Source organism: Leifsonia sp. 2TAF2 (assembly GCF_052115085.1).
Lineage (GTDB): Bacteria > Actinomycetota > Actinomycetes > Actinomycetales > Microbacteriaceae > Leifsonia.
This window is the reverse complement of record NZ_JBFRFY010000002.1, coordinates 38,423-64,133: the sequence shown is the minus strand read 5'-3', so window position 1 is coordinate 64,133 and position 25,711 is coordinate 38,423. Positions and strand designations below refer to the sequence as shown.

General features: G+C 69.1%; 26 protein-coding genes. 12 read left to right on the top strand and 14 right to left on the bottom strand.

Going from position 1 to position 25,711, the window contains the following annotated elements:
- Positions 1 to 5: 5 nt before the first annotated feature.
- The 3 genes from AB4Z18_RS12545 to AB4Z18_RS12535 all read right to left on the bottom strand — a co-directional run bounded on the left by AB4Z18_RS12545 (position 6) and on the right by AB4Z18_RS12535 (position 3,671).
- A complete protein-coding gene (locus AB4Z18_RS12545; protein ID WP_441783072.1) occupies positions 6 to 1,133 on the bottom strand; it encodes a bifunctional 2-methylcitrate synthase/citrate synthase in 1,128 nt (375 codons plus the stop codon).
- Positions 1,134 to 1,199: 66 nt separating this feature from the next.
- Positions 1,200 to 2,099, bottom strand: a complete 900-nt coding sequence (gene prpB, locus AB4Z18_RS12540) for a methylisocitrate lyase (protein WP_441783071.1) — start codon at positions 2,097 to 2,099, stop codon at positions 1,200 to 1,202.
- Positions 2,100 to 3,671 carry an MmgE/PrpD family protein gene (locus AB4Z18_RS12535; RefSeq protein WP_441783070.1) on the bottom strand — a complete coding sequence of 524 codons (1,572 nt, stop codon included), beginning with the start codon at positions 3,669 to 3,671 and terminating at the stop codon, positions 2,100 to 2,102.
- A gap of 31 nt (positions 3,672 to 3,702) precedes the next feature.
- Here AB4Z18_RS12535 and AB4Z18_RS12530 point away from each other — a divergent pair, with 31 nt between their 5' ends.
- On the top strand, positions 3,703 to 4,341 hold the full coding sequence (locus tag AB4Z18_RS12530) for a LysE family translocator (protein WP_441783069.1): 639 nt from the start codon (positions 3,703 to 3,705) through the stop codon (positions 4,339 to 4,341).
- A gap of 52 nt (positions 4,342 to 4,393) precedes the next feature.
- On the opposite strand, the gene AB4Z18_RS12525 is transcribed toward AB4Z18_RS12530, so the two are convergent.
- Positions 4,394 to 4,924, bottom strand: a complete 531-nt coding sequence (locus AB4Z18_RS12525) for a YbhB/YbcL family Raf kinase inhibitor-like protein (protein WP_441783068.1) — start codon at positions 4,922 to 4,924, stop codon at positions 4,394 to 4,396.
- A 10-nt stretch (positions 4,925 to 4,934) separates the two neighbouring features.
- Positions 4,935 to 5,711: a polyprenol monophosphomannose synthase gene (locus AB4Z18_RS12520; RefSeq protein WP_441784000.1), complete on the bottom strand. Its 777-nt coding sequence runs from the start codon at positions 5,709 to 5,711 to the stop codon at positions 4,935 to 4,937.
- Between the two features lie 153 nt (positions 5,712 to 5,864).
- Here AB4Z18_RS12520 and trhO point away from each other — a divergent pair, with 153 nt between their 5' ends.
- Both trhO and AB4Z18_RS12510 read left to right on the top strand, forming a co-directional pair.
- A complete protein-coding gene (gene trhO, locus AB4Z18_RS12515) occupies positions 5,865 to 6,752 on the top strand; it encodes an oxygen-dependent tRNA uridine(34) hydroxylase TrhO (protein ID WP_441783067.1) in 888 nt (295 codons plus the stop codon).
- 105 nt (positions 6,753 to 6,857) lie between these two features.
- Complete coding sequence (locus AB4Z18_RS12510) at positions 6,858 to 8,450, top strand: cation:proton antiporter (RefSeq protein WP_441783066.1); 1,593 nt, start codon at positions 6,858 to 6,860, stop codon at positions 8,448 to 8,450.
- Positions 8,451 to 8,456: 6 nt separating this feature from the next.
- Here the strand turns inward: AB4Z18_RS12510 and AB4Z18_RS12505 are convergent, their stop codons facing one another.
- Positions 8,457 to 9,998, bottom strand: a complete 1,542-nt coding sequence (locus tag AB4Z18_RS12505) for an LssY C-terminal domain-containing protein (RefSeq protein WP_441783065.1) — start codon at positions 9,996 to 9,998, stop codon at positions 8,457 to 8,459.
- A gap of 45 nt (positions 9,999 to 10,043) precedes the next feature.
- On the opposite strand from AB4Z18_RS12505, the gene AB4Z18_RS12500 reads away from it, so the two are divergent.
- The 3 genes from AB4Z18_RS12500 (at position 10,044) to AB4Z18_RS12490 (ending at position 12,334) form a co-directional block, all read left to right on the top strand.
- On the top strand, positions 10,044 to 10,820 hold the full coding sequence (locus AB4Z18_RS12500; RefSeq protein WP_441783064.1) for an isocitrate lyase/PEP mutase family protein: 777 nt from the start codon (positions 10,044 to 10,046) through the stop codon (positions 10,818 to 10,820).
- A 28-nt stretch (positions 10,821 to 10,848) separates the two neighbouring features.
- Positions 10,849 to 11,871 (top strand): MDR family oxidoreductase, encoded by a 1,023-nt coding sequence (locus AB4Z18_RS12495; protein WP_441783063.1) that lies wholly within the window; start codon positions 10,849 to 10,851, stop codon positions 11,869 to 11,871.
- 64 nt (positions 11,872 to 11,935) lie between these two features.
- Positions 11,936 to 12,334: a DUF1304 domain-containing protein gene (locus tag AB4Z18_RS12490; RefSeq protein WP_441783062.1), complete on the top strand. Its 399-nt coding sequence runs from the start codon at positions 11,936 to 11,938 to the stop codon at positions 12,332 to 12,334.
- A 9-nt stretch (positions 12,335 to 12,343) separates the two neighbouring features.
- Here the strand turns inward: AB4Z18_RS12490 and AB4Z18_RS12485 are convergent, their stop codons facing one another.
- Positions 12,344 to 13,570, bottom strand: coding sequence for an FAD-dependent oxidoreductase (locus AB4Z18_RS12485; protein ID WP_441783061.1), 1,227 nt, complete (start codon positions 13,568 to 13,570; stop codon positions 12,344 to 12,346).
- A gap of 23 nt (positions 13,571 to 13,593) precedes the next feature.
- On the opposite strand from AB4Z18_RS12485, the gene AB4Z18_RS12480 reads away from it, so the two are divergent.
- On the top strand, positions 13,594 to 13,983 hold the full coding sequence (locus AB4Z18_RS12480; RefSeq protein ID WP_441783060.1) for a DUF1304 domain-containing protein: 390 nt from the start codon (positions 13,594 to 13,596) through the stop codon (positions 13,981 to 13,983).
- Between the two features lie 15 nt (positions 13,984 to 13,998).
- Here AB4Z18_RS12480 and AB4Z18_RS12475 read toward each other — a convergent pair whose 3' ends face one another.
- Positions 13,999 to 14,385: a hypothetical protein gene (locus AB4Z18_RS12475; RefSeq protein WP_441783059.1), complete on the bottom strand. Its 387-nt coding sequence runs from the start codon at positions 14,383 to 14,385 to the stop codon at positions 13,999 to 14,001.
- Positions 14,386 to 14,492: 107 nt separating this feature from the next.
- On the opposite strand from AB4Z18_RS12475, the gene AB4Z18_RS12470 reads away from it, so the two are divergent.
- The 5 genes from AB4Z18_RS12470 to AB4Z18_RS12450 all read left to right on the top strand — a co-directional run bounded on the left by AB4Z18_RS12470 (position 14,493) and on the right by AB4Z18_RS12450 (position 19,450).
- Positions 14,493 to 15,674 carry an ROK family transcriptional regulator gene (locus tag AB4Z18_RS12470; protein WP_441783058.1) on the top strand — a complete coding sequence of 394 codons (1,182 nt, stop codon included), beginning with the start codon at positions 14,493 to 14,495 and terminating at the stop codon, positions 15,672 to 15,674.
- A 138-nt stretch (positions 15,675 to 15,812) separates the two neighbouring features.
- Positions 15,813 to 16,931, top strand: coding sequence for an ABC transporter substrate-binding protein (locus AB4Z18_RS12465; RefSeq protein ID WP_441783057.1), 1,119 nt, complete (start codon positions 15,813 to 15,815; stop codon positions 16,929 to 16,931).
- 132 nt (positions 16,932 to 17,063) lie between these two features.
- Positions 17,064 to 17,894, top strand: a complete 831-nt coding sequence (locus AB4Z18_RS12460) for an ATP-binding cassette domain-containing protein (RefSeq protein ID WP_441783999.1) — start codon at positions 17,064 to 17,066, stop codon at positions 17,892 to 17,894.
- Positions 17,891 to 19,159, top strand: a complete 1,269-nt coding sequence (locus AB4Z18_RS12455) for a sugar ABC transporter permease (protein WP_441783056.1) — start codon at positions 17,891 to 17,893, stop codon at positions 19,157 to 19,159. Before AB4Z18_RS12460 ends, AB4Z18_RS12455 begins: the two co-directional genes overlap by 4 nt.
- A gap of 54 nt (positions 19,160 to 19,213) precedes the next feature.
- The gene (locus AB4Z18_RS12450; protein WP_441783055.1) at positions 19,214 to 19,450 is read left to right on the top strand and encodes a hypothetical protein; all 237 of its coding nucleotides are present in this window, start codon (positions 19,214 to 19,216) and stop codon (positions 19,448 to 19,450) included.
- 75 nt (positions 19,451 to 19,525) lie between these two features.
- Here the strand turns inward: AB4Z18_RS12450 and hemL are convergent, their stop codons facing one another.
- The 6 genes from hemL to hemQ all read right to left on the bottom strand — a co-directional run bounded on the left by hemL (position 19,526) and on the right by hemQ (position 25,669).
- Positions 19,526 to 20,845: a glutamate-1-semialdehyde 2,1-aminomutase gene (gene hemL, locus AB4Z18_RS12445; RefSeq protein WP_441783054.1), complete on the bottom strand. Its 1,320-nt coding sequence runs from the start codon at positions 20,843 to 20,845 to the stop codon at positions 19,526 to 19,528.
- Positions 20,833 to 21,759 carry a porphobilinogen synthase gene (hemB, locus tag AB4Z18_RS12440; protein ID WP_441783998.1) on the bottom strand — a complete coding sequence of 309 codons (927 nt, stop codon included), beginning with the start codon at positions 21,757 to 21,759 and terminating at the stop codon, positions 20,833 to 20,835. Before hemB ends, hemL begins: the two co-directional genes overlap by 13 nt.
- A 145-nt stretch (positions 21,760 to 21,904) precedes the next feature.
- On the bottom strand, positions 21,905 to 22,750 hold the full coding sequence (locus AB4Z18_RS12435; protein WP_441783053.1) for a uroporphyrinogen-III synthase: 846 nt from the start codon (positions 22,748 to 22,750) through the stop codon (positions 21,905 to 21,907).
- Positions 22,747 to 23,748, bottom strand: a complete 1,002-nt coding sequence (gene hemC, locus AB4Z18_RS12430) for a hydroxymethylbilane synthase (protein ID WP_441783052.1) — start codon at positions 23,746 to 23,748, stop codon at positions 22,747 to 22,749. Before hemC ends, AB4Z18_RS12435 begins: the two co-directional genes overlap by 4 nt.
- Positions 23,745 to 24,941, bottom strand: coding sequence for a ferrochelatase (locus tag AB4Z18_RS12425; protein ID WP_441783051.1), 1,197 nt, complete (start codon positions 24,939 to 24,941; stop codon positions 23,745 to 23,747). Before AB4Z18_RS12425 ends, hemC begins: the two co-directional genes overlap by 4 nt.
- The gene (hemQ, locus tag AB4Z18_RS12420) at positions 24,938 to 25,669 is read right to left on the bottom strand and encodes a hydrogen peroxide-dependent heme synthase (protein ID WP_441783050.1); all 732 of its coding nucleotides are present in this window, start codon (positions 25,667 to 25,669) and stop codon (positions 24,938 to 24,940) included. Before hemQ ends, AB4Z18_RS12425 begins: the two co-directional genes overlap by 4 nt.
- Between the last annotated feature and the right edge of the window lie 42 nt (positions 25,670 to 25,711).

The window sequence follows — 25,711 nt, the reverse complement described above, 5'->3', positions numbered from 1 at the left end:
CAGCGCTAACGCTCCAGGTGACGCTCCGTCGGGCCGGTGTACTGCGACAAAGGCCGAATCAGGGAGTTCGAGGCGTACTGCTCGAAGATGTGTGCGGTCCAGCCCGCTACCCGCGCGGCGGCGAACAGCGGCGTGAACGTCTCTGTGTCGAACCCCATGAGGTTGTAGGCCGGGCCGGACGGGTAGTCGAGGTTCGGCTTGATGTTCTTGCGCTCTCCCATAGCGCTCTCGAGCGCGTCATAGAGGTCGAGCATGTCCTGGCGCTCGTAGTGCTCCGTGAGCGTGACCAGCGCCGCCCGCATGGTCGGGACGCGCGAGTCGCCGTTCTTGTAGACGCGGTGACCGAACCCCATGATCTTGCGCTTCTCGGCGAGCGCGGAGTCCAGCCACTCGGCAGCACGGTCGGCCGAACCGATCTCATCGAAGGCGTGCATCACGGCCTCATTGGCTCCGCCGTGCAGCGGCCCCTTGAGCGCCCCAATCGCTCCCGTCACGGCGGAGTAGACGTCCGACAGCGTCGACGCGATGACCCGAGCGGTGAAAGTGGAGGCGTTGAACGAGTGCTCCGCGTACAAGACCAGGGAGACTCGGAAGGCGTCGACGACCACGTCGTCCGGCACCTCGCCGAAGGTGACCCACAGGAAGTTGCGCGAGTAGTCCAGGTCGTCACGTGGCTCGACCGGCTCGAGCCCACGCTTGCGGCGCTGGATGTACGCAACGATCGTAGGCAGCTGGGCCAGCAGATAGATCGCGCGGCCTTCATTCAGGTCACGATCGAGGATGCCGTCGGTCTGCTGGAGCGTGGCGTCGAGACCCCCGAGCTGGCTCACCGCGGTGCGCAGCGCATCCATCGGGTGGGCGGAGACCGGGATGTCGTCGAGGGCGCGCCGGGTGCGATCGTCGAGGCGGCGGAGCGACCGTTCGAGCGATTCGAAGGCGGTGAGTTCCTCGGGCGTCGGAAGCTCTCCGTGCCACAGCAGGTACGCGACCTCCTCGAACGAGCAGTACTGCGCAAGCTCCTGCACCGGGTAACCGCGATAAAGCAAGGAGTTCGTCTGCGGGTTCACCGAGGAGATGGTCGTCGTGTCGACGACGACTCCGGCGAGGCCCTTGTGGATCTCAGGGTCGGTCATGTGAGCTCCTTCGCTGCTGACAGGATGGCCGCCGACGCGCGACGTCGTCGTCGTCGTCGGAGAGTTCTAGCGCCGCACCTCGAAGTTGTATACCGAGGTGTCGAAGGCGTTGTAGCCCTCGTAGTCAATCAGGTCGTACAGATCCGCGCGATGCTGCATCTCACCGAGCAGCGGCTTGAGCGACCCCTCGGCGAGAAGCTGGTCGAGCCCTCTCTCTGCGGCTCCCATGGCCAGCCGGAGGAGAGAGACGGGCCAGATGACGATGTTGACGCCGACGTCACGCAACTGGTCGACGGTGAAGAGGTCGCTCTTCCCGAACTCGGTCATATTGGCGAGCATGGGCACGTCCACGGCGGCCCGCACGGCCTCGAACTCGGAGAGATCGGCCATGGCCTCCGGGAAGATCGCATCCGCGCCCGCGTCGATGAGAGCTTTCGCACGATCGATCGCCGCATCCAGTCCCTCGACCGCACGGATGTCGGTCCGGGCCATGATCAGGAGGTTCGGATCGCGACGAGCATCGGCCGCCGCTCGGATCCGCTTGAGCGCCGTGTTCTCGTCGACGACCTGCTTGCCGTCGAGGTGCCCGCAACGCTTGGGGTTCACCTGGTCCTCGATGTGCAGGCCTGCGACTCCTGCATCCTCCAGCGCCTGGACCGTGCGGGCGACGTTCATCGGCTCTCCGAATCCCGTATCCGCGTCGACCAGCGCCGGGAGGTCGGTCATTCGGGTGATCTGCGCGGATCGACCGGCGACCTCGGTCTGCGTGGTCAAACCGATATCGGGGAGGCCCAACTCGGCAGAGAGCACCGCGCCCGAAATGTAGACGCCCTCGAAGCCCTTGCGCTCGATGAGGCGAGCGCTGAGCGGATTGAACGCGCCGGGCATGCGGACGAGCTCACCCGACGCAAGGCGGGCGCGGAATGCCGCGCGCTTCTCGTGCGCGGGAACGGACGAATAGAGCATCTAGAAGAGTCCCTTCGGCGCGGGCGAAGCGGCGAGCAGGCCGGGACGCGCGGTGATGGTCAAGCCGCCCAGTTCGGCGGCTTTCAGGTCGGGAAGCCGCTCGGCGAGGGCGAGGAAGCGCTCGATCTCGTCGGCCTCCAGCACGCCTGCCGCGAGCGTCCGGAACTTTGCGACGTAGTCCTCACGTACGAAGGGCCGGGCCCCCAGCGGGTGCGCGTCGGCCACGGCGATCTGGTCCTCGATGACACGGCCGTCGGCCAGACGGATCTCGACGCGACCGCCGAACGCCTTCTCGGCCGGGTCGGTCGAATGGTAGCGCCGGGTCCACTCCGGATCCTCCGTGGTGGTCACCTTGCCCCAGAGCTCCACGGTGTCCGGGCGCGCGGCCCGAGCAGGCAGGTACGACTCCACGTGGTGCCAGCCCCCGTCCTGCAGGGCCACCGTGAAGATGTACGGGATGCTGTGATCGAGGGTCTCGCGCGACGCCGTCGGATCGTACTTCTGCGGGTCGTTCGCGCCGGAACCGATGACGAAGTGCGTGTGATGCGAGGTGTGGATCACGATGCTCTCGACCCGAGACGGATCGGCCACCTCGGGATGCTGCCGGTGGAGTCTGCGGGCCAGGTCGATCCACGCCTGGGCCTGGTACTCGGCGGAATGCTCCTTCGTATACGAGTCGAGGATCGCCCGCTTCGGCTCGCCGGCGGTCGGCAAGGGGACGTCGTACGAGGCGTCCGGGCCGTCCAGCATCCAGGCGATGACGCCGTCCTCGCCTTCGTAGATCGGAGTCGGGCTCGTCTCACCGCGCAAGGCACGGTCGATCGCCTCGACCGCCATCTTCCCGGCGAAGGCCGGGGCATGCGCCTTCCAGCTCGAGATCTCGCCCTTGCGGGACTGCCGCGTTGCGGTCGTGGTGTGAAGTGCCTGGCCGATGGCCTGGTAGATCGTCTCCGGAGGAAGACCGAGAAGGGTGCCGATGCCGGCGGCCGCCGACGGACCCAGATGGGCCACGTGGTCGATCTTGTGGCGGTGCAGGCTGATCGCGCGGGCGAGGTCGATCTGAAGCTCATATCCCGTCGCGATCCCGCGAACGAGATCCCTCCCGGTCAGCCCGTACGCGCGGGCGGCGTGCTGCGCGACCGCGGTGATCGGAGGGATGTTGTCGCCTGGGTGCGAATACTCCGCCGCCAGGAAGGTGTCGTGATAGTCGAGCTCCCGCACCGCGACACCGTTCGCCCAGGCGGCCCACTCCGGGGAGACACGAACGGACGGCTTCTCGCCGAAGACCGTCGAGCCGTCCTGGGGGTGCTCCACCGTCTCGGTCAGCTCCTCCAGCTGGCGCACCGGAATCGGGTGTGCCAGGGCCTGAGCCCTGGCCGAGATCACCGGCCGACGGGTCAGGGAAGCCGCTGCGACAGCCGCGTTGTCGATCACGCGATTGATCACCATCTCGGTGACGTCTGCATCCACCTCGACCGGGTCGGCGGCGACCTCCGCCATCTTCCATGCGAGTTGGTCCTGGCGGGCGAGATTCTCGTCACTGCGGTGCACACGAACGTTGTGGAGCTTCACGTAACGAACCTACCTCCCCTACGCTCAGCGCATGGTTGCCGGTCCCTCCCTGCTCGCCTTCGCGCTCGCCTCCGTCGCGCTCATCGTCATTCCCGGCCCGAGCGTGCTCTTCGTCATCGGCCGCTCCCTGGCACTCGGGCGGCTCGGCGGGCTGCTCAGTGTCGTCGGGAACGCGCTCGGGATGCTGCCCCTGGTGATCGCGGTGGCGCTGGGCATCGGTGCGGTGGTCGCGCAGTCGCTCGTCGTGTTCACGATCATCAAGTTCGCAGGCGCCGGCTACCTGATCTACCTCGGGATCCAGGCGATCCGGCACCGTCGGCACACCGCCGTCACACACGAGGCGACGCCGCCACGGCGATCATGGCTGCGCATCCTCAGCGAAGGATTCGTGGTCGGCCTGACCAACCCGAAGTCGCTGGTGTTCTTCGTAGCCGTGCTCCCACAATTCGTCGACTACCACGCGGGCGCGATCCCCCTCCAGCTGTTCGAGCTGGGAACGGTTTTCCTGCTACTGGCGCTCACGTTCGACAGCGTGTGGGCGCTCGCGGCAGGGACGGCGCGCCAGTGGTTCGGACGGTCGCCCAAGAGGGTGGAGCGGCTTGGTGCCACGGGAGGTGTGCTCATGATCGGGCTCGGCGGGGTGCTCGCCTTCACCGGCGTCAAGCACTGACGCCGGCGTCAAGCACTGACACTGGCGCCGAGCGCTGGCGCCGGCGACGCGGTCAGATGTCGCCGTCCGTGGCGACCGTGGAGATCACCGCCCGCGCCAGGGTGTGGAAGTGCGCGTTGAAGCCCAGCACGGCAGGCGTCGACTCCGGGTCCAGGTCCAATCGCTCGACATCGAGCGCGTGGACGACGATGTCGTAGCGGTGCGTGCCCGTGCCGGCCGGCGGCTCCGCCCCCGTGAAGCTCTTCGAGCGCAACTCATTGGACAGCATGGATGCGCCCTCAGGCAGGCCGGCGCCACCCTCGGCGCCCGCGTTCGGAGCGAGGCTCGTGACGGAGGAGGGGATGTTGAACACGGCCCAGTGCCAGAATCCCGATCCGGTCGGCGCATCCGGATCGTGGATCGTCACGGCGAAACTCTTCGTCTCCGGGGGGAAACCCGTCCACGACAGCTGAGGGGAGACATCCCCGCCACCCGAACTCGACGCCCACTGCTCGCGCGAGAACCGGTCGCCGTCGGCGAAGTCGTCGCTCGACACGGTGAAGAGAGGAACAGCGCCGAAGCGCTCGAAAGGATCGTTTGCCATGCCGCTCACGCTACGCCCGGCGGATGGGCTCCACCTCGGCCGGCGTCGGGCGTCTGCGGAACCGGTGCGGAAGCCCCACGAGTCCCCACAGCGTGACGCGCAGCATGGCTTCCGCGACAATGCCGCCGCCCATCTTGGAGGCGCCGCGCTCCCGCTCGACGAACGTGATCGGCACCTCGACGATAGAGAGACCGGCGTCATACGCGCGCCGCGTCATGTCGATCTGGAAGCAGTAGCCCTGACTCTCCGTGCGCTCGAAATGGAGTCGTCGCAGCGCGTCAGCGGTGAAGGCACGGTAGCCACCGGTCACATCGCGCACCGGAAGCCCGAGGGCGATGCGCGAATACGCGCTGCCGCCCCGGGAGATCAGCCGTCGGCGAGCAGGCCAGTTCACCACCCCGCCGCCGTCGACCCAGCGGGAACCCAACACGACGTCCGCGCCATCCGGGGAATCGACGGATCGGAGCGTGCCCAGAAGTGCGGGCAGCTGCTCGGGCTGGTGAGAGCCGTCCGCATCCATTTCGACGATCGCGTCATAACCGGCGTCGAGCGCCTGACGCATCCCGGCACGGTAGGCCGCGCCCAGGCCCTCCTTACCGGACCGGTGCAGCACGCTGACGTTCTCATCGGTCGCGGCGAGCGCGTCCGCGATTTCGCCTGTGCCGTCGGGGGATCCGTCGTCGACGACGAGCACCTCGGCTTCGGGAACCGATGCGCGGAGGCGCCCCACAATCGAGCCGATATTCTCGCGTTCGTTGTAGGTCGGGATGATGACCAGGGTTCGCAACAACCCGCCCTTCTGTCACGGGGACGTGCCCCGGGGAACGCATCGACCTTGTCCCACCTGCCTGAACGGGAGGCGAACAAAGCTTCACGCGCTCACATCGTTCACCATCCTACGATCGGCGCCGATCGGGAAGCACTCGCCTACGATGAGGCGGTGGCCGTCCCCAAAGTGCTCCTCTTCTACGTCTTCGCGCCGCTCGCGGACCCCGAGGCGATCCGTCTCTGGCAGCGCGAACTCTGTGAACGACTGGGGTTGCGCGGCCGGATCCTGCTCTCCGAACACGGCATCAACGGAACGCTGGGCGGTGAGCTCGACGCGCTGAAGCGGTACCTGAGGGTCACCAAGGAGTACGCGCCCTTCCGGCAGCTCGACGCCAAATGGAGCGAGGGTTCCGGCCTGAATGCGGACAACACCAGCACAGACTTCCCGCGACTGTCAGTGAAAGTACGGGACGAGATCGTCTCGTTCGGTGCTCCCGACGAGCTGGTCGTCGACGAGAACGGCGTCTCGGGAGGCGGCACGCGGCTCGCGCCCGAGGAACTCCACGCCCTCGTCGAAGCGCGCGAAGACGTGGTGTTCTTCGACGGCCGCAACCCGTTCGAGGCCGGCATCGGGCGCTTCCGGGACGCCGTGGTGCCCGACGTCTCGACCACCCGCGACTTCGTCGCCGCCCTCGACAGCGGCGCGTACGACCATCTGAAGGAGAAGCCGGTCGTCACGTACTGCACCGGGGGGATCCGGTGCGAGGTGCTGTCGTCGCTCATGCGCACGCGCGGGTTCCAGGAGGTGTACCAGCTCGAAGGCGGCATTGCGCGCTACGGCGAGGCGTACGGCGACGACGGGCTGTGGGAGGGTTCCCTCTACGTCTTTGACGGGCGCGGAGCTCTGACCTTCAGCGACCACGCCGCCGTGCTGGGCCGCTGCGCCACGTGTGGCGCGGAGACCAGCAGGATGCGGAACTGCGTCGACCTCGCATGCCGGGAGCAGTTGGTTGTCTGCGAGGACTGCGATTCGGCGGCCTGCGCCGCCCACGCCGCATAAGGCCTTCGACGGTCGCTCGACGACAATCGTCCACATCGCGGAGAGCGAACGCGTTTTCCACCGTCTCCCGGGAAACCTTGGCGAGGTGTTCGCGTTGCCGCCATCATGAACAGCATGGATCCGGTCACCACAATCGTCTGGATCGTGTCGTTCGTTGTCGTCACGGTCGCGGTCACCGGCCTGTCCCGGAGGGTGGGCTGGTCGGCGCCGGTGGTGCTCGTCTTCGTCGGCGCGGCCGCCTCCTTCGTGCCGGGGGTCCCGGAGGTCGCGCTCGAGCCGGAGGTGGTGCTGTTCGGCCTGCTGCCGCCCCTGCTGTTCGCCGCAGCGATACAGACCTCGATCGTGGACGTGCGCGCGAGGCGCGACGGCATCCTGCTCCTTTCGGTCGGGCTCGTCGCCTTCACCGTCATCGTGGTGGGCTTCGCCACTTTCCTGGTGGTGCCGGCGATCACCCTCGCGGCAGCCTTCGCGTTCGGAGCGGTCGTCGCCCCCACCGACACGGTGGCCGTCAAGGCTGTCGCCGGCCGGGTCAAGCTCCCCCGCCGACTCGTGACGGTGCTCGAAGGCGAGAGCCTGCTCAACGATGCGACCGCCCTCGTGGCGCTCAACGCGAGCATCGCCGCCATCGTCAGCATCGTGAACCCGGTCGCGGTCGGCATGGACTTCGTGCTCGCGGTCGTCGTGGGGATCGGGGTCGGACTGGTCGTGGGGCTCGTGCTCGCCACCATCCGCAAGCAGTTGCGCTCGCCGGTGCTCGACACCTCGCTGGCGCTCGTGACGCCATACATCGCCTTCATTCCGTCGCAGCTCCTGCACGGATCCGGGGTGCTGGCCGTCGTGGTGGCCGGGCTCTACCTCGGCTACCGCTCCCCCACGATCCAGACCGCAGAAGCCCGCATCGCCGAGACCATCAACTGGCGGACCGTCAGCTTCCTGCTCGAGAACGCGGTGTTCCTCTTCATCGGGCTGGAGCTGCGATCCATCCTCACCGGGGCATTCTCCTCCGGCATCACCGTTCCGCAGACGATCGTCATCAGCATCGTCGTGCTGCTCGCCATCTTCCTGGCCCGCTTGCTTTGGATGGTCGGCACGACCACGCTCTACCGCTACGGGCCTCAGCGGCTCCGAGAACGCGGGTGGAACTGGCCGACCGGCATCGCGGTGTCGTTCGCCGGCATCCGTGGCGTCGTCACCCTCGCGGCGGTCTTCCTGCTGCCGGAACAGACGCCGCATCGCGAATTCCTGCAGTTCCTCGCCTTCGTCGTCGTGGTGGCCACCCTGCTCGAAGGCCTCGCGCTGCCGTGGATCATCCGCAAGCTCAAGCTGCCGCCACCGGACTTCGCGCAGGAGGCGAGTGAGATGCAGCGCCTGTTGGCCGAGGCGCAATCGGCGGGGCTGGAGCATCTCGAGTCGCAGGTCACCGGCGACGAGGACGAGCGGGTGATCCAGCGGTTGCGGCTCAATGCGCTGTTCCTCTCCGACGCTCTGGAGAATCCGTCGCCCGACGAACGCGCGGACCTGCCGTTGGAGTATCGGAAGCTGCGCCGGACGATGATCGTCGCGGAGCGGCAGGCCGTGCTCGAGGCGCGGGCGGAAGGCCGCTACCAGGAGCCGGCCGTGCGATCGGTGCTCGCGTTCCTCGACGCGGAGGAGTCGGCGCTGAAGGCGGGCGGCGTCGACGGGAAGAAGCTCATGTAGGCGGGTTCAGCGCAGTGTGTCGTCCGCTGGGGCGTCGACAACCGGGAGCCGCACCGGGGTGGACGGCGGCGGGGCCGGTGACGGGGCCGCCGATGCGGACGGCGCAGGGGACGCGGACGGCGCAGGGGACGCGGACGGCGCCGCGGCCTCGGCGGGCGCAGACGACCCGCCCGCCGCGACCTCGCGCACCCGAGGCCGACCACGCGCCCCGGTTCGAGGCCGCCGCGCCCAGATCCGCGACCTCTTCGACGACAGGGCGAGAACCACGAGAATATCGAGAGACAGCCCGAGCAGGTTGTTCCTCAGCGAGATCTGCGGACCTCCATTAAAGAAGTCGATGGCCGAGATCACGATGATGAGGCTGCTGTACGACATCGCCGCGATGCGGGCCCAATTGCTGCCGAAGAACACCAGCAGGGCGAGCAGGAAGTAGAGGATCAGTCCGGCGCCGAAGAGACCCATCGCGATACCCAGCACGAGGCCGACCGTGCTCTGCTCGTCCGGTGTGACCGAGCCGGCGGTCTCCTGCGACAGGACGAAGCGCTGCCAGTCGAGCAGGTTCAGCGCGATGTACCCGGCGCCGGCCGCCACGCGGAAAGCCATGAGCAGCGCACCCAGAGCCGTCGGCACCGGGCGCCGCTCGGCCAGCTCCAGCCGACGCGACTCGGCATCCGCCGCGACCGTCACGCCCTCCTCATCCACCGCCACCTTCGTCAGGTCGAGCACCGGAAGGTCGCCATCCGTCTCGATGGTGTCCCCGCCGCCGTTGCGCGAGTGATAGCCCGTCGAGAAGTCGCGGATCACCGAGACGCCCACGCCCACGTCCGCATCCACCAGCGTGGTCACGATGTGGTCGCGCTCGATGTCCGTATTCGCGTCGATCTTGTGCGTGATCTGCAGGGTGAACAGCGAGAACCCGACCGTGCGGTCGAAAGTTCCGGCGGCCAGCCACTCCGCCCGATGGCCTCCGGGCAACAGCCAGCCGTCCGGGCAGCGCCAGAACCGGACGTGGTGGCGCTTGGCCGGGTTGCCCTTCACCTCCTGCTGGTACGCCACATCCTGCTGGTGACCGAACAGGAACAAGGGGCTGACCGGCGCTTCGTCGTAGCTCCGCCGAAGAAGCGTCGAACTGATGATGCGCCCGCTCGATCGCGCAGTGATGTCGTCAGCCCGCGTCCATCCCGCCTCCCGCATGGCGTGGTCCAGCTGCGCCTCGGAGCCCAGAAGGGCCAGATTGATGGGGTCGCCGAGAAGCCCGTCGCTCGTGCGAGCGCGGCCGATGAAGTAGTCCGGGACGTAGATCTCGGTCAGGATGCGGTGCAGCCTCGGCAGCACCAGGTAGGCGAGCACCACCCAGAACAGCACGAAGAAGAGGACGAGGTACCAACCCCACTCGAAGCTCTCGGTGAGCACGAGCCAGGCCAGCCAGATCGCGGCGACCCCGCCGAAGATGAAGAACAGGTAGTCGACGACGGTGCTCGCGGACGCGCGCGGCACCACCGCCGAACGGCTCTTCGGCACCTCCTGCGGTCCCCCCGTGCGGGCCATGCCGTCATCCTAGAGCGGCAGCGGCCCGCGCCCTAGGGTGGGCACATGACCAGCATCCAGGACCGCGGCGCGGAACTGCGCCGTCTGCACGACGCACCCGAGCTCCTCCAGGTCGTCAATGTGTGGGACGCGATCAGCGCGCGCGTCGTCGCCGACCTTCCCGACACCCGCGCGCTCGCCACCGCCAGCCACTCGATCGCCGCCACCTTCGGGTACGAGGACGGCGAGAGGATCCCTCTCGACCTGATGCTCGACATGGTGGGGCGGATCGCGGCGGCGACCGACCTCCCGGTAAGCGCCGACGTGGAGAGCGGCTACGGCGACCCCGGCGAGACGATTCGGCGCGCGATCGGCGTCGGCGTCGTCGGAGCGAACCTCGAAGACGGGATGCGGCCCTTCGAAACGGCGGTCGGCGCCGTCCGAGCGGCGATCCGGGCGGCCGAGGCGGAGGGCGTCCCCTTCGCTCTCAACGCACGCACCGACGTCTTCCTGCGCCAGTCGCCCGCCACCGACCAGGAGAAGGCCGAGGAGGCCATCCGCCGCGGCCGCGCCTTCCTCGACGAAGGCGCGACCTGCGTCTTCGTGCCCGGACGGCTCGACGAACCGACGATCGAGCGGTTGGTCGGCGGACTCGGCGAGCGCAAGCTCAGCGTCATCGCGGTGCCCGGATCCGTCCATCCGGCAAGGCTCCAGGAGCTGGGGGTCGGGCGCGCCTCCTACGGCCCGTGGACGCAGCGGGTCGCTCTCACCGCCCTCCGCAACACGGCGCTCGAACTTTACGCCGGAGGGGTGCTTCCGACGGGGACCGAGCAGCTGAACTGAGCGATACGCCCCGGCGTAGGGTGACGTCATGAGCGATTTCCGGGCCATCGTGATCGAGCAGCAGGTCGACAGCGGACGGGTCACTGCTCACACCGCTGAGGTGCGCCGGCTCGACGAATCCTTCCTGATGCCCGGCGAGGTGACGATCGCCGTCGAGTTCTCCGACCTCAACTACAAGGACGGGCTCGCAATCGGCGGGCGTCCTGGCGTGGCACGCACCTCCCCGCTCATCCCGGGGATCGATGTGGTCGGCACGGTCCAGCTCTCCGGGGATCCGCGCTGGCAGCCGGGCGACCGCGTCGTCCTCAACGGCGCCGGGCTCGGCGAGTCGCATCATGGCGGCCTCGCGGAGAAGGCCCGGGTCGACGGCGACGCGCTGGTGCGCATCCCCGACTCGATCACGTCCGAGCAGGCTGCCGCGATCGGCACGGCCGGGTTCACGGCGATGCTGGCGGTGCTCGCCCTCGAACGCAACGGCGTCGACCCCCAGGAGGTGTCGGACAGCGGTCTCAGCATCCTCGTCACCGGAGCCTCCGGCGGTGTGGGCTCCGTCGCGGTCGCCCTCCTCGCGAAACTGGGTTACCCGGTCACAGCGTCCACCGGGCGAGTGGATGAGATGAGCGACTACCTGACCGACCTCGGCGCCACCGCGATCATCGACCGGTCGGAGTTGGATGCGCCGGGCAAGCCGTTGCAGTCGCAGCGCTGGGCCGGCGTCGTCGACTCGGTCGGGAGCCAGACGCTCGCGACCGCGCTCGCGCAGACGCGGTACGGCGGGGTGGTCACTGCGTGCGGACTGGCGCAGGGGCCGGACCTCCCGGCGACAGTGCTCCCGTTCATCCTGCGTGCCGTCTCGCTCGTCGGGATCAACTCGGTCGAGGCGCCCGCGGCCCAGCGCGAGACCGCTTGGCGACGGCTGGCGACGGACCTCGATGAGGAGTCGCTCGCCGCGATGACCCGCTTCATCGCGCTCGCCGATGCGATCCCGGCGGCGGACGACATCCTCGCGGGCCGGCTGCGCGGACGCACGGTCGTTGACGTGCGGGCCTGAGAGCTAGAGCGCCTGACCGCACGGCGCCGGAGGCGACAGCGGGCCGCCTCGATATGCTGACGCCATGATCCCGCTCGCCACCATCGTGGTCACTCTCGCCGCTGCGCTCCACGTCGCCATCTTCTTCATGGAGAGCGTCGCCTGGACCCGCCCGACGGTGTGGCGGCGGTTCGGCGTCGCCAGCCAGGAGGCCGCCGACACGGTGCGGCCCATGGCGTACAACCAGGGCTTCTACAACCTGTTTCTCGCCATCGGCGCAGTGGTCGGACTCATCCTCTACGCCGTGGGCCAGCACCCTGCGGGGCTCGCCCTGATCATTTTCACGACGGCGAGCATGATCGCGGCGGCCGTCGTGCTGGTGACCACCGGCCGCGGTTACCTGCGGCCCGCGCTCATCCAGGGCTCGCTGCCCCTGATCGGGTTGGCACTGCTGCTCATCGGTCTGGCGACGGGCCAGCGCTGAGGTAGTGCATCACCGCAGCTCGGGCGACACCGACTCGGGCCGCAACCCGCGACCGATCAGCCGCGAACTCACCTGCTGAACGAGCGGAGTGCCCGCGGCGATGGCCAGCCGCACCGCCGTCGGCAGCGACTCCGGCAGCAGCCGCACCCCCTCGGGCCGGGTGATCGTGCGATGCGCAGCGAGTTGGATGCGCTGCATCGCCGCGACCGCAGGCATCCGCCGCCGTTGGATGCCGTCGAGCAGCCGCAGGTCGACCGTCTCCTCCGACGAACGGAGCGTCGCCGTCAGCGCGTTCGCCGTCGCCACCGCATCCTGGACCGCGTAGTTCACGCCCACCCCGAACGCCGGCGACATGGCGTGCGCCGAATCCCCGATCGCCAGGAAACCGCGGCGGTACCACCGCGGCAGCCGGTCGATCTGCACGCTGAGCAGCTTGACCTGATCCCAATCGGTGACCGTTTCGAGCGCCGACCGGAGGTGCGGCGCCGCATCGAGGACTGCCTGGCGGAAGGCCTCGAGACCGCCCAGCTGGAGTGCTTCGAAGCCGCCCTTGGCGATGATGAGCCCAGCTTGGACATAGTCGTCCCGCTCGATGGTGACGACCATCCCACCGCCTCCGACATACGCGAGGGTGTGCGGCGCGAGGTCCTCCGGCTTCGGGATGCGGAACCAGAGCACGTCGATCGGCACCCCGAAGCCGCGCGGCCGCAGCCCCGCCCGGGCGCGCAGCACCGAGGCGCGGCCATCCGCCGAGACGACCAGGCGTCCACGCACCTCGAGCCGCCCGTCGGACCCCTGCGCCACGACGCCGCGCACGGCGCCGTCCTCCCAGATGAGCTCGGTCGCCTCGGTCTCCATGAGCAGCCGGAAGTTGGGATGCTTCGCCGCCTCGCCGGCGAGGAAGTTCAGGAAGTCCCACTGCGGGGCCAGCACCAGGAAATCGTCCGGCGGCGCCAGCCTGCCGAAGTCGATCGGGTGCAGCCGGTTGCCGTTCACCACCACGTCGAGCGTGCTGACGCTGGTGTGCGGCAGCCCGAGGAAGCGGTCGCGCAACCCGAGCTCTCCCAGCACGCCGATGGTCGAAGGGTGGATGGTGTCGCCCCGGAAGTCGCGGAAGAAGTCGGCATGCTTCTCCAGCACCACCACATCCACTCCGTTGCGCGCGAGGATCAGGCCGAGCATCATCCCGGCCGGCCCGCCGCCTGCGATGACGCAGGTCGTGTTCAGCGTCTCCATGCTGGGCAGCGTATCCTCCCGGCATGGCGATCATCGGCAGCGTTCTCATCGCTGCGGCGGCGATCATCCACGTGGTGTTCTTCGCGATGGAAAGCGTCCTGTGGTCCTCACCCGGCGTCTGGCGACGTTTCGGCGTCGCCTCGCAGCGGGATGCGGACGTGGTGCGACCGATGGCGTACAACCAGGGCTTCTACAACCTGTTCCTCGCAGGCGGCTCGGTCGTCGGCCTGCTGCTCTACTGGACGACGCTCCGCCAGGTCGGCTTCGGGCTGATCTTCTTCTGCGGCGTCTGCATGGTGCTGGCGTCGCTCGTACTGCTGACGACCGGCCGGCGGCTCTGGGGTGCAGCGCTGTTGCAGGGCGCGGTGCCGCTGGTGGGACTCATCCTGTTCGTGATCGCGGAGAACGGCTGAGCGGCTGAGCCGGCTTCAGTCGATGATCTCGCCCTCGGCCGCGAGTTCGCTCCCGTCGACCCGGAGCGCCTCGACCAGCCGCGCGGCGTGCGGCGTCGACACGATGATGCGCGAGTACTCCTCGCCGTCGAGGTCGATGACCACGGCGGCGCGCTGCTTGCCCTTGATGAGGAGGAAGTCCTTGCCGCCGTGGAACTTCCACGTGCCGAGCGACAGCGTCAGCGGGACGGCGGCCCCGGGTGCGCGGATGCCGCGGATCCAGATCCACGGGTCCTCTGTGATCGCGACCGAGCGGATGCTGTCGCGCGGCACCAGCAGATCCTCCCGCTTCATGGCCAGCACCTTCTCGGCCCGCGTGAGATGGATCTCCAGGCGGTCGGGGTGAACGTGCAGATCGGCCATGTCTCTATCCTGCCAAGCCGACTGCTCCAGCGGGTCATAGGAACCTCACAAACGCATTACTTTCCGTTGTGGAGGTGACCCATCCTCAGGCATGTATCCTTCTCGTCGTGGCAACGCAGCGACGAACTCCGGGTTCGCAGACTTCACTTCGTGAAGCCAACCGAGCCCGTATCGTCGACGCCATCAAGAAGCACGGCGGCCTGACGCAGGTCGAACTCGCAGGTGCGACGGGCCTCTCCCCCGCGACCGTGTCGAACATCGTCAAGGAGCTGTCGACCTCCGGCGTGCTGCATACCGCGCAGAGCATCCGTTCCGGTCGCCGCGCCCAGCACGTCACCCTGGCGCACGCGCTCGGGCTCGTCGTGGGCGTCCACTTCTCCACCCGCCACCTGCGGGTCGCGCTCGCCGACGTCGCGCACACCGTCGTCGCCGAGAACCACATGCCGCTGGCCAAGGACCACCGCGCCGACAACGAGCTCGACAAGGTCTCGCTGCTGCTGAACGACATGCTGGAGTCGGTGGATGCGTCCCGCGACGACCTCCTCGCCGTCGGCATCGCCGTGCCGGCGCCCATCGACCGCGCGACCGGAACCATCGCGCGGAGCGGCATCATGCGCGGCTGGGACGGCGTCGTCATCGCCGACTCGATGGAACGCCGGATCAAGCGCCCGGTCTTCGTCGACAACTCCGCCAATCTCGGCGCGCTCGGCGAGTCCCGCTTCGGCGCTGGGCGCGGCAAACGCAACACGATCACGCTGGACATCGGCGATGGGATCGGCGCGGGCCTCATCCTGAACGGCCAGGTCTTCCGGGGCAACCACGGCATCGCCGGGGAGTTCGGTCACACCACGATCCGTGAGAACGGACCGCTCTGCCGCTGCGGGAACCGGGGGTGCCTGGAGGCACTGGCCGGTGGACCCGCGATCATGGATGAACTACGGGATCACCTGGGTAGCCTCAAGCTCGGCGACGTGGTGCTGCAGGCGATGGCCGGGGATGCGCGCTGCATCCGCGCGATCGCGGACGCCGGCCGCCACATAGGGGTCGCCACGGCGAACCTGTGCAACCTGATCGACCCGGAACGGGTGATCGTGGGCGGCGAACTGTCGCGCGCGGGAGAACTGCTTCTTGGTCCGCTGCGGCACGCGGTCGAGCGTTCGATCATCGTCAACCCGGACCTGATGCCCGACATCGTGCAGGCCCAGCTCGGGATGCGCGCTGCCACGCTCGGGGCTGTGGCGTATGCCGTGGACTGTGTCTCGCTCTCCTCTGACGGCATCTCTTTCTGACGGCGCAGCGGCGTTGGCCCCCGAAGAGGTCCCGAACCGTTACCGAATCCGTTGGATTCAAGTCTTGACGCCAAAAGCCGCGACTGGGACACTCAACCCAGCCGCCAACGAAGGCGGTCCCGAATCGGAGGTTTTTCAATGAAGATCGCCACCAAGAGAGCGGTCATCGCGTCGGCCGCGATCCTGCTCACAGCCGTCAGCCTCACAGCGTGTTCCAACGGATCCGGAAACGGTTCGAGCGGCGGCAGCACCGCCGACTCCGCCAACGCGCAGATCGGCCTCCTCCTGCCCGACTCCGTCACCGCCCGGTACGAGGCGGCGGACAAGCCCTTCTTCGAGGCCAAGGTCAAGGAGCTCTGCTCCGGCTGCAAGGTCCTCTACGCGAACGCCGACGGCGACGCGAGCAAGCAGCAGCAGCAGGCCGAGTCCATGCTGACCCAGGGCGTCAAGGTCCTCGTGCTCGACCCGTTCGACGGCGAGGCAGCCGCATCCATCGTCGGTGAGGCCAAGGCCAAGAACGTCCCGGTCATCTCCTACGACCGCCTCATCAACAGCCCCGACAGCAACTACTACATCTCGTTCGACAACGAGAAGGTGGGCAAGCTGCAGGGCCAGGCGCTCGTCGACAAGCTCAAGAAGGACAACGTTCCCTCGGGCGCCGGCATCCTGATGGTCAATGGTTCGCCGACCGACAACAACGCGACCCTCTTCAAGAAGGGCGCACACAGCGTCATCGACTCCAGCGGCTACAAGGTGCTGGCCGAGTTCGACACCCCAGGATGGGACCCCGCGAAGGCTCAGGACTGGGTGTCCGGCCAAGTCACGCAGTTCAAGGACCAGATCAAGGGCGTCTACGCGGCCAACGACGGCACCGGTGGCGGCGCCATCGCGGCCATGAAGGCAGCCAACCTCAGCCCGCTCCCGCCGGTGACCGGTCAGGACGCTGAGCTCGCGGGCATCCAGCGGATCCTCGCAGGCGACCAGTACATGACCGTCTACAAGGCCCTCAAGCCGGAGGCCGAGAAGGCGGCGGAGCTCGCCGTCGACCTCACCAAGGGCAACAAGCCCAAGGGTGACACGAAGGTGGACACCGCCGGCGGCGCGTCGATCGAGTCCTTCCTGCTGACCCCGGTGTCGGTCACGACGGACAACATCGAGAGCACGGTCGTCAAGGACGAGTTCTATGGCTCCGACTCGGCAGCCAAGATCTGCACCGCGGACTACAAAGCCGCCTGCGACAAGTACGGCATCAAGTAAAACCCGAGGAATCCCCCGGCCCGGGATGCGACCTCCGTCGATGACGGAGCGAGCATCCCGGGCCGGGTGGTTCCGCTCTACCCTGAGAACAGGAAGCATGCTGCGCACAGCTCGAAGGAGAACGCCGTGACCATGGAATCCGCGATCGTGGACGAAGAGCGGTCGGCCCGCCGCCCCGTCCTCTCCCTGCGGGGGGTATCGAAAGGGTTCGGCGCCGTCCAAGCGCTCACCGACATCCACCTCGACGTCTACCCCGGCGAGGTCGTCGCCCTCGTCGGCGACAACGGCGCGGGCAAGTCGACCCTCGTCAAGATCCTCGCGGGCGTCCACCCGCAGGACGCAGGGACGATCGAGTTCGACGGCCAGGAGGTCGGCATCCCGTCGCCCGCGGCGTCGCGGGAACTCGGCATCGCGACCGTGTTCCAGGACCTCGCGCTCTGCGACAACCTCGACGTCGTCTCGAACCTCTTCCTCGGCCGCGAGATCAGCAAGGGGACGCTCGACGAGGAGGAGATGGAGAAGCGCTCCTGGAGCCTGCTGCGGCAGCTGTCGGCGCGCATCCCCTCGGTCCGCATCGCCGTGGCTTCGCTCTCGGGCGGCCAGCGGCAGACCGTCGCGATCGCCCGGTCGCTGATCGGCGACCCGCGCGTCGTCATCCTCGACGAGCCGACGGCCGCCCTCGGCGTCGCCCAGACCGCCGAGGTGCTCAACCTCATCGAGCGGCTGCGCGAGCGCGGGCTCGGCGTCCTCCTGATCAGCCACAACATGGCCGACGTGCAGGCGGTCGCGGATCGAGTTGCGGTGCTCCGCCTGGGCCGCAACAACGGCGACTTCCGGGTACCCGAGGTCAGCTACGAAGAGATCATCTCCGCCATCACCGGCGCGACCGACAACGTCGTCGTGCGGCGCGCTGAGCGCCTCATCGAGGTCGAAGAATCCATCGAACGGAGCCCGGAAGAATGAGCAAGGCAACACCGTCCGCGGCAACGGAGACGCCGGCAGAGCTGGCGGCGGACCTCCAGGACGAGCGTCTCATCCGCGACGAGGGACTCGGCGGTGCTGTGCGCGCTTTCGGGCGCCGCGTCCGCGGGGGCGACCTCGGATCCCTCCCAGTCGTCATCGGCCTGGTCGTGATCTGGGTCGTGTTCCAGATCCTGAACCCCAACTTCCTCAGCGCCAACAACCTGGTCAACCTCACGCTGCAGTGCGCGGCCATCGGGACGATCTCGATCGGCATCGTGCTGGTGCTGCTGCTCGGCCAGATCGACCTGTCGGTCGGCTCGGTCAGCGGTGTGGCGGCGGCCATCCTCGGTGTCGGATTCACACAGCTGCACTGGCCGCTGTGGCTCACCGTGATCGTCGCCATCCTCGCCGGGTCGGCGATCGGTCTGCTGTACGGCTTCCTCTTCACCCGGTTCGGAGTCCCGAGCTTCGTGATCACGCTGGCCGGCCTCCTCGGATTCCTCGGCCTGCAGCTCTGGATCCTCGGAGCGAACAGCTCGATCAACATCCCCTACGACTCGTGGATCGTGAAGTTCGCGCAGCAGTGGTTCCTCCCGCCGTGGGCGGCGTACGCGCTAGCGATCATTGCCGCGGGCGGGATGTTCCTCTCCGACTGGCGACGGAACCTGCGCCGCCGGAACGCCGGCCTGTCCGAAGGCTCGATGACCATCGTCGCGGTCAAAGCGGCGCTGCTGCTCATCGGGCTGGCGATCAGCGTGTGGTACCTCTCCACCGACCGCGGCACGGGCGCGATGTTCCTGTTCTTCGTCGTGCTGGTGATCGTGATGAACTTCCTGCTCACCCGCACCCGCTGGGGCCGCTCGGTCTTCGCCGTCGGCGGATCGGTCGAGGCGGCGCGGCGCGCGGGCATCCACGTCAACCGGGTCTTCTTCAGCGTCTTCATCCTGTGCTCCACGTTCGCGGCGGTCGGCGGTCTGCTCGCCGCAGCGCGCCTCGCGTCGGTGGGCGCGGGCTCCGGCGGCACGGACACGAACCTGAACGCCATCGCGGCGGCCGTCATCGGCGGCACCAGCCTCTTCGGCGGACGCGGTTCCGCGTGGTCGGCGCTGCTCGGGATCCTGGTGATCCAGTCGATCTCGAACGGTCTGACGCTGCTCAACCTGGACTCGTCGTACCGCTTCATGATCACGGGAGCGGTGCTGCTGCTCGCGGTGATCATCGACTCGCTGTCGCGGAGGTCGCGCGCCTCGCACGGGCAAGCGTAGGCGGCCTTCCGTCGCGCCATCCCGTCGGGAAGGCGGGCGTGGGAGAGTGGAGGGATGACCCGGACCACCACCTTCCGCGCCCGCCTTCTGCGTTCGGGCGCGGAGCCGCAGACGGTGACCGTGCGGTCGTCGTCCGACGCCCCGCCGCGTACGCTGCGCCGCGCGGCAGGCGGGGGCGGGACGCTCAACTTCGACGTCTACGCACTGCTGGACGCGGACGGCTGGCCCAGGTCGGCGACGTACACGTTCGTGGAGTCGCTCTCACGGGAGCCGGCCGCGCCCGACGCCTGACCGCGTGTGCCGCGAGGTGCTCGCAGGTGCGGTCGTTGACGGCGTGTCGACGACAACTGCGAGCACCTCAGCGGATTACAGAGTGGGAGCCGGCGCGGCGGCCGCGGCACGGGCAGCCGCGGGGAGGGCGTCCAGGATACGCGCCACAGCCGCGTCGTCGTGGGCCGCGGTCACGAACCACGCCTCGAAGACGCTCGGCGGAAGCGAGACGCCCTGGTCGAGCATCGCGTGGAAGAACGCCCGGTACCGGTACGCCTCCTGACGCTGCACCTCGGCGTATGTGCGCGGGGCGCGGTCGAACGGACCGAAGACGAAGCTGAAGAGGTTGCCCGCGCGCTGAACGTGGTGCGTCACGCCCTCCGACGCCAGCGCATCCGAAACCGCGGAGGACACGGTCTCGGCGACGGTGTCGAGACGGTCGTAGACGGCCTCATTCGCGAGCGCCAAAGTCGCGAGACCCGCAGCCACCGCGACCGGGTTACCGGAGAGGGTGCCCGCTTGGTAGACGGGGCCGGCGGGCGCGAGGAAGTCCATCAGCTCCGCCCGTCCGCCGAGCGCAGCCAGCGGCATTCCGCCGCCGACGACCTTGCCGAAGGTGACCAGGTCAGGCGTGTAGCCACGGTCGAGGCCCCAGAACCCGGCCTCGCTCACGCGGAAGCCGGTCAGGACCTCGTCGAGGATGAGCAGCGCACCGAACTCGTGCGCGAGATCGGTGAGGGCCGCGTTGAAGCCCTCGTCCGGCGGCACCACGCCCATGTTGGCGGCTGCCGCCTCCGTGATGACGGCCGCGATGTCCGGGCCCTGCGCCTCGAAGACCGCGCGCACCGCATCCAGGTCGTTGTACGGCAGCACGATGGTCTGCGCCGCCGTCGCCTCGGTGACGCCCGCAGACCCCGGCAGCGCCAAGGTCGCGAGACCGGAACCGGCCTCGGCAAGCAGGCTGTCCGAGTGCCCGTGGTAGTGACCGGCGAACTTGATCAGCAACGGACGGCCCGTGAACCCGCGGGCGAGACGGATCGCACTCATCGTCGCCTCGGTGCCGGTCGATACCAGCCGCAGCTTGTCGATGAACGGGACGCGGCCGATCACGGCCTCCGCGAGCTCCGTCTCGGCGGGAGTCGATGCGCCGAACGACAGGCCGCGCGCGGCCGCCTGCTGCACCGCATCCACCACAGCAGGATGCGCGTGGCCGAGGATCGCCGGACCCCACGACGCGACCAGGTCGACGTACTCGCGTCCGTCCGCATCGGTCACGTACGGGCCGCGGGCCGACACGATGAAGCGCGGCGTGCCGCCCACCGAACGGAACGCGCGCACCGGCGAGTTCACCCCGCCCGGGATGACGCGCTGCGCCCGCTCGAACTGCTCCAGATTCGCGTCGTTCACCGCAGCCACCCCGCCACCTCGGTCGCCCAGTAGGTCATGATCGCGTCGGCGCCGGCACGGCGGGCGCCGATCAGCGTCTCCTCGATGATGCGGTTGCGGTCGATCCAGCCGTTCGCGGCCGCGGCCTCCACCATCGCGTACTCGCCCGACACCTGGTAGGCCCAGACGGGCACATCGCTGAACGCGGCGACGTCGCTCAGCACATCCAGGTAGCTCAGCGCAGGCTTCACCATGAGGATGTCGGCGCCCTCCTCGAGGTCCAGCCGCGCCTCGCGCAGACCCTCGCGGCGGTTCGCCGGATCCTGCTGGTAGGCGCGGCGATCGCCGGAGAGCTGAGAGTCGACCGCCTCGCGGAAGGGCCCGTAGAAGCCGGACGCGTACTTGGCCGCGTAGGCGAGGATCACGACGTCGATGTGCCCGGCGTCATCGAGCGCCTCGCGCACGGCGGCGACCTGGCCGTCCATCATCCCGCTGAGGCCGAGCAGCTGCGAGCCCGCCTCGGCCTGGGCGACGGCCATGTCGCAGTAGCGGATCAGGGTCGCGTCGTTGTCCACGTGCCCGCGCGCATCCAGGACACCGCAGTGCCCGTGATCGGTGAACTCGTCGAGGCACAGGTCGGTCTGGACGACCAGGGCGTCGCCCACCTCGTCGGTGAGCACGCGGGTCGCAACGTTGAGGATGCCGTCGGGGTCGGTCGCCGCCGAGCCCACCGCATCCCGCGTCTCGGGGACGCCGAACAGCATCAGGCCGCCGACGCCGGCCTCCGCCGCCTCGTTCGCCACACGCTTCAGGGAGTCGAGGCTGTGCTGCGAGACGCCCGGCATCGAGCCGATCGGCACCGGCTCGCTGGCGCCCTCCCGCACGAACAGCGGAAGGATCAGCTCGGAGGGATGGAGGCGGGTCTCAGCGGTCAGCCGGCGCATCGCAGGCGACTGCCGCAGCCGCCGGGGTCGGATGACGGGATGCAGTTCACTCACTCACACGAGCCTACGCCTGTCCTGCTGGGCACTTTCTCAGCCAGCAGCTCCTGAGTTTTTCGGGCTCTAGGCGCGGGAAAGGCGGAAAAAGTCAGGAGTTGCCGGGCTGGTAGCCGGCGTCGCGGTCGTCGGCACGGTCCGCGTACTCGTCGACGGGGCGGCGGGACTGGGCGACCTGGACGACCGCGTCGATGAGGGAGGCGGCGGTGCGCTCGGCGGCGACCACATCGACCCGGAGGCCGAAGGAGCGTGCATCGCGGGCGGTCTGCGGACCGATCGCCGCGATCAGCGTCGACTCCGGCACCGGTCCGAGCTGCTGCTGCACCTGCTCGGCGACCGAACCGCTGGTGACGAGGATGGCGTGCACCAGACCGTCACGGACGTCGCTGACGACATTCTCCGGCACGGCGACGCCCACCGTGCGGTACGCGACGACGGACTCGACCTCATGGCCGATCCGGCGCAGGCCCTCGGTCAGCAGGGGCTTCGCGATCTCCGAACGGAGGGTGAGGATGCGCAGCGGAAAGGCGCCCTGGGTCGCGGCCTCCCACTCGGCGAGCAGACCGCGCGCCGAGTTGTCCTCCGACGGGACCAGGTCGACGTGGTAGCCAGCGGCGGCAAGGGCGGCGGCGGTCGTCTCGCCCACGGCGGCGACCCGCGTCGTCGGCGGGACCTCGGCCCGCTGGGCGCTCAGCACATCGACCGTCGTGGCGCTGGTGACGGTCATCCAGTCGAACTCGCCGTTCGCGAGCCGAGCCAGGGCGGTCTCGAGCGCGGGGGCGTCGGCCGTCGGCGCGAAGTTGATCATCGCCGCGACGACCGGCGACGCGCCCTTCGCGCGCAGATCGGCGGCCACCGAATCGCCCCACGGACCGCCGCGCGGCACGAGGACGCGCCAGCCGGCCAGGGGCTTGGGAATCGGGGACGTGTTCGTCATCGGCTGCTCCCCAGCGGCGCCAGGTCGGCCGCGCCGGCGTCCAGCAGCTCGGTCACCACGCGAGCGCCCACATCGTGCGCGGCCTCCTCGAGGTGCGCCGCGCTCAACGAGTCGGGGGTGGCGGCGTGGGATGCCGTGAGCCGCTCGGTCCCGTCGGGCCGGTACACCGAAGCGGTCAGGAACAGGAGTCCGTCGTCGACGAGGGCGGTGGCCCCGATCGGAGCAGCGCATCCCGCCTCGAGCCCCGCCAGCACGTGGCGCTCGGCGACGACCGAGGCGTGCGTGGTCACGTGATCGACAGCGGCGAGAGCGCGCGCGATCGGTCCGCGGCCCTTCTCGTCGCCCGCCCGGACCTCCAGCGCGAGGGCGCCCTGGCCGGGCGCGGTCGGCATGGTCGAAAGCGGGAAGTAGTCGGTGACGGCATCGAGCCGGCCCAGGCGGGTAAGGCCCGCGGCCGCCAGGACCACCGCATCCAACTCGCCCTCGGCCACCATGCGCAGGCGCGTGTCGACGTTGCCTCGCAGGTCGACCACGTCGAGGTCCGGTCGCTGCGATTTCAGCTGAGCGACGCGGCGGGGTGAACCGGTGCCCACGCGGGCACCCTCCGGCAGCGTCTCCAGGGTGAGCCCGTCGCGAGCGGCGAGAGTGTCACGGGCGTCCGCCCGCTTCGGGATCGCGCCGATCACGAGGCCGGGCGCAGGGGCGGTCGGGAGGTCCTTGAGCGAGTGGACGACCAGGTCGACGTCTCCGGCGAGGAGCCCGTCGCGAAGCGCCGTCGCGAACACGCCGGTTCCGCCGAGCTGAGCGAGGGACTCCCGCGAGGTGTCGCCCGCCGTGGTCACCGTGACGAGTTCGACATCGAGGCCGGTCGCGCGGGCGATCGACTCGGCGACTGCGGTCGTCTGAGCCACGGCCAGCGCACTGCCGCGGGTCCCGACGCGCAGGACGCCCTCGCGACGCGCGGCGTCGCCGTCGACTCTCGTCACGGTCCCGGTCACGGCGCGAGCCCCGCAGCCGCCGGCTTGAACCCGAGGCGGACGTTCTCGCAGCATCCCGGACGGCAGACGTCGTACCAGGGACCGAGCGACGTGACGGCCGGGCGTTCGGCGACGGGGACGCCGTCGCGGCGCTCCAGCACCAGGTCGACCAGGCCCTTCACGTACGCGGCGTGCGTGCCGGGCGTGGGCACCCGGACGGCGACGAGACCGTGCTCGTCACTGGTCTCCATGGCCTCGTTGTCGAGGTCCCAGAGCACCTCCATGTGGTCGCTCACGAAGCCGAGGGGGACGATGACGACGGCCTTGACGCCGAGCGCCGGCAACTCGGCGATGCGGTCGTTGATGTCGGGCTCGAGCCACGGCATCGACGGCGGCCCGGAGCGGGACTGGTAGACCAGATCCCACTCGACGGTTCCGCCGGTGGCGGCGTGCGAGACGACCTCCGCGACGGCGAGATGCTGGGCCGCGTACGCGCCGCCCTCACCGAAGCCCCGCTCCGCCGGCCCGGACTTCCCCGCGTCGGTGGACGGGATGGAGTGCGTCGAATAGAGGATGCGCACCTCGGTCGCCGGGTCGAGCCCCGGCAGCTTCCGCTGCAGCTCGTCGATGGCGTTCCGCACGCCTTGGATGAACGGCTCGACGAAGCCCGGATGGTCGAAGAACTGGCGCACCTTGTCGATCTGGATGCGGTCGCCGAGGCCTGTCGCCTCCAGGGCACCGGCGAAGTCCTCGCGGTACTGGCGGCAGCTCGAATACGAGGAGTACGCGCTGGTGGCGATCGCGATCAGCTTGCTGAAGCCGCGCTCGTCAGCCTCGCGGAGCGCGTCGGCCAGGTACGGGTCCCAGTTGCGGTTGCCCCACAGCACCGGCAGGTCGATACCGCGCTCGGCGAGCTCCGCCTCCAACGCCGCCTTGAGCTCACGGTTCTGGTCGTTGATCGGGCTGACGCCGCCGAAATGGCGGTAGTGGTGCGCGACCTCTTCCAGGCGCTCCTCCGGGATGCCGCGGCCGCGCGTGACGTTGCGGAGGAACGGGATGACGTCGTCCTGGCCTTCTGGTCCGCCGAAGCCGGCCAGCAGGATCGCGTCGTACGCGACCGGCTCCGTGACGTGCTCGGGTCCGGATGCTGCGGCGGGCGTCGCGAACAGGACGCGCCCGGTCGCCTTGACGTTCGCGGCCTGGGCCTCGGTCACTGGAGCACCTCCACGACCTCGGCGGGCTGCACCCGGCGACCGGTGAAGAATGGGACCTCTTCGCGGACGTGGCGGCGTGCCTCGGTGTACCGCAGTTCGCGCATCATGTCGACGAGGTCGGTGAGCTCGTCAGCCTCCAGCGGCAGGATCCACTCGTAGTCGCCCAGTGCGAAAGAGGCGACGGTGTTCGCCAGCACGTTGCGGAAAGCTGCACCCTTGCGACCGTGCTCGGCCAGCATCTTCGAGCGGTCCTCGTCGGGCAGCAGGTACCACTCGTAGCTGCGGACGAAGGGGTAGACGCAGAGCCAGTCCCTCGGCTCCTTGCCCCGCAGGAAGCCGGGCACATGCGCCTTGTTGAACTCCGCGTCGCGGTGGACGCCCATGGCGTTCCACGTCGGGAGCAGCGCCTTGAACAGGCGGGTGCGGCGGAGCTGGCGGAGGCCCCACTGCAGGGTCTCGGCCTCAGGGCCGTGCAGCCAGATCATCACATCGGCATCAGCGCGGAGTCCGGAGACGTCGTACAGGCCGCGCGTGGTGACCTGCTGCAGTTCGAGGTCGGCGATGACGCCCTCGAGCTCGGAGACGGCCGTCGGCACATCCGTGCCGTCGAGGTCGTCCGGCCGGGCCGGGTCGCGGCGCAGCACAGCCCAGAGGGTGAAGCCGGTCGGGGTGTCGCTGGGGGTGTCGGGGGAGGTCGACTCTGCCGGAACGGCAGCCGGGGTACTCATACCCACAGTCTCCCTCTGAAACCTGAGAAGGCCAAAAACGCG

Coding starts and splice junctions, on each gene's coding strand:
- AB4Z18_RS12545 (WP_441783072.1), bottom strand. CDS start 1,133: ATGACCGACCCTGAGATCCACAAGGGCCTCGCCGGAGTCGTCGTCGAC.
- prpB (WP_441783071.1), bottom strand. CDS start 2,099: ATGCTCTATTCGTCCGTTCCCGCGCACGAGAAGCGCGCGGCATTCCGC.
- AB4Z18_RS12530 (WP_441783069.1), top strand. CDS start 3,703: ATGGTTGCCGGTCCCTCCCTGCTCGCCTTCGCGCTCGCCTCCGTCGCG.
- AB4Z18_RS12525 (WP_441783068.1), bottom strand. CDS start 4,924: ATGGCAAACGATCCTTTCGAGCGCTTCGGCGCTGTTCCTCTCTTCACC.
- AB4Z18_RS12510 (WP_441783066.1), top strand. CDS start 6,858: ATGAACAGCATGGATCCGGTCACCACAATCGTCTGGATCGTGTCGTTC.
- AB4Z18_RS12505 (WP_441783065.1), bottom strand. CDS start 9,998: ATGGCCCGCACGGGGGGACCGCAGGAGGTGCCGAAGAGCCGTTCGGCG.
- AB4Z18_RS12500 (WP_441783064.1), top strand. CDS start 10,044: ATGACCAGCATCCAGGACCGCGGCGCGGAACTGCGCCGTCTGCACGAC.
- AB4Z18_RS12495 (WP_441783063.1), top strand. CDS start 10,849: ATGAGCGATTTCCGGGCCATCGTGATCGAGCAGCAGGTCGACAGCGGA.
- AB4Z18_RS12490 (WP_441783062.1), top strand. CDS start 11,936: ATGATCCCGCTCGCCACCATCGTGGTCACTCTCGCCGCTGCGCTCCAC.
- AB4Z18_RS12485 (WP_441783061.1), bottom strand. CDS start 13,570: ATGGAGACGCTGAACACGACCTGCGTCATCGCAGGCGGCGGGCCGGCC.
- AB4Z18_RS12480 (WP_441783060.1), top strand. CDS start 13,594: ATGGCGATCATCGGCAGCGTTCTCATCGCTGCGGCGGCGATCATCCAC.
- AB4Z18_RS12475 (WP_441783059.1), bottom strand. CDS start 14,385: ATGGCCGATCTGCACGTTCACCCCGACCGCCTGGAGATCCATCTCACG.
- AB4Z18_RS12465 (WP_441783057.1), top strand. CDS start 15,813: ATGAAGATCGCCACCAAGAGAGCGGTCATCGCGTCGGCCGCGATCCTG.
- AB4Z18_RS12460 (WP_441783999.1), top strand. CDS start 17,064: ATGGAATCCGCGATCGTGGACGAAGAGCGGTCGGCCCGCCGCCCCGTC.
- AB4Z18_RS12455 (WP_441783056.1), top strand. CDS start 17,891: ATGAGCAAGGCAACACCGTCCGCGGCAACGGAGACGCCGGCAGAGCTG.
- AB4Z18_RS12450 (WP_441783055.1), top strand. CDS start 19,214: ATGACCCGGACCACCACCTTCCGCGCCCGCCTTCTGCGTTCGGGCGCG.
- hemB (WP_441783998.1), bottom strand. CDS start 21,759: ATGCGCCGGCTGACCGCTGAGACCCGCCTCCATCCCTCCGAGCTGATC.
- AB4Z18_RS12435 (WP_441783053.1), bottom strand. CDS start 22,750: ATGACGAACACGTCCCCGATTCCCAAGCCCCTGGCCGGCTGGCGCGTC.
- hemQ (WP_441783050.1), bottom strand. CDS start 25,669: ATGAGTACCCCGGCTGCCGTTCCGGCAGAGTCGACCTCCCCCGACACC.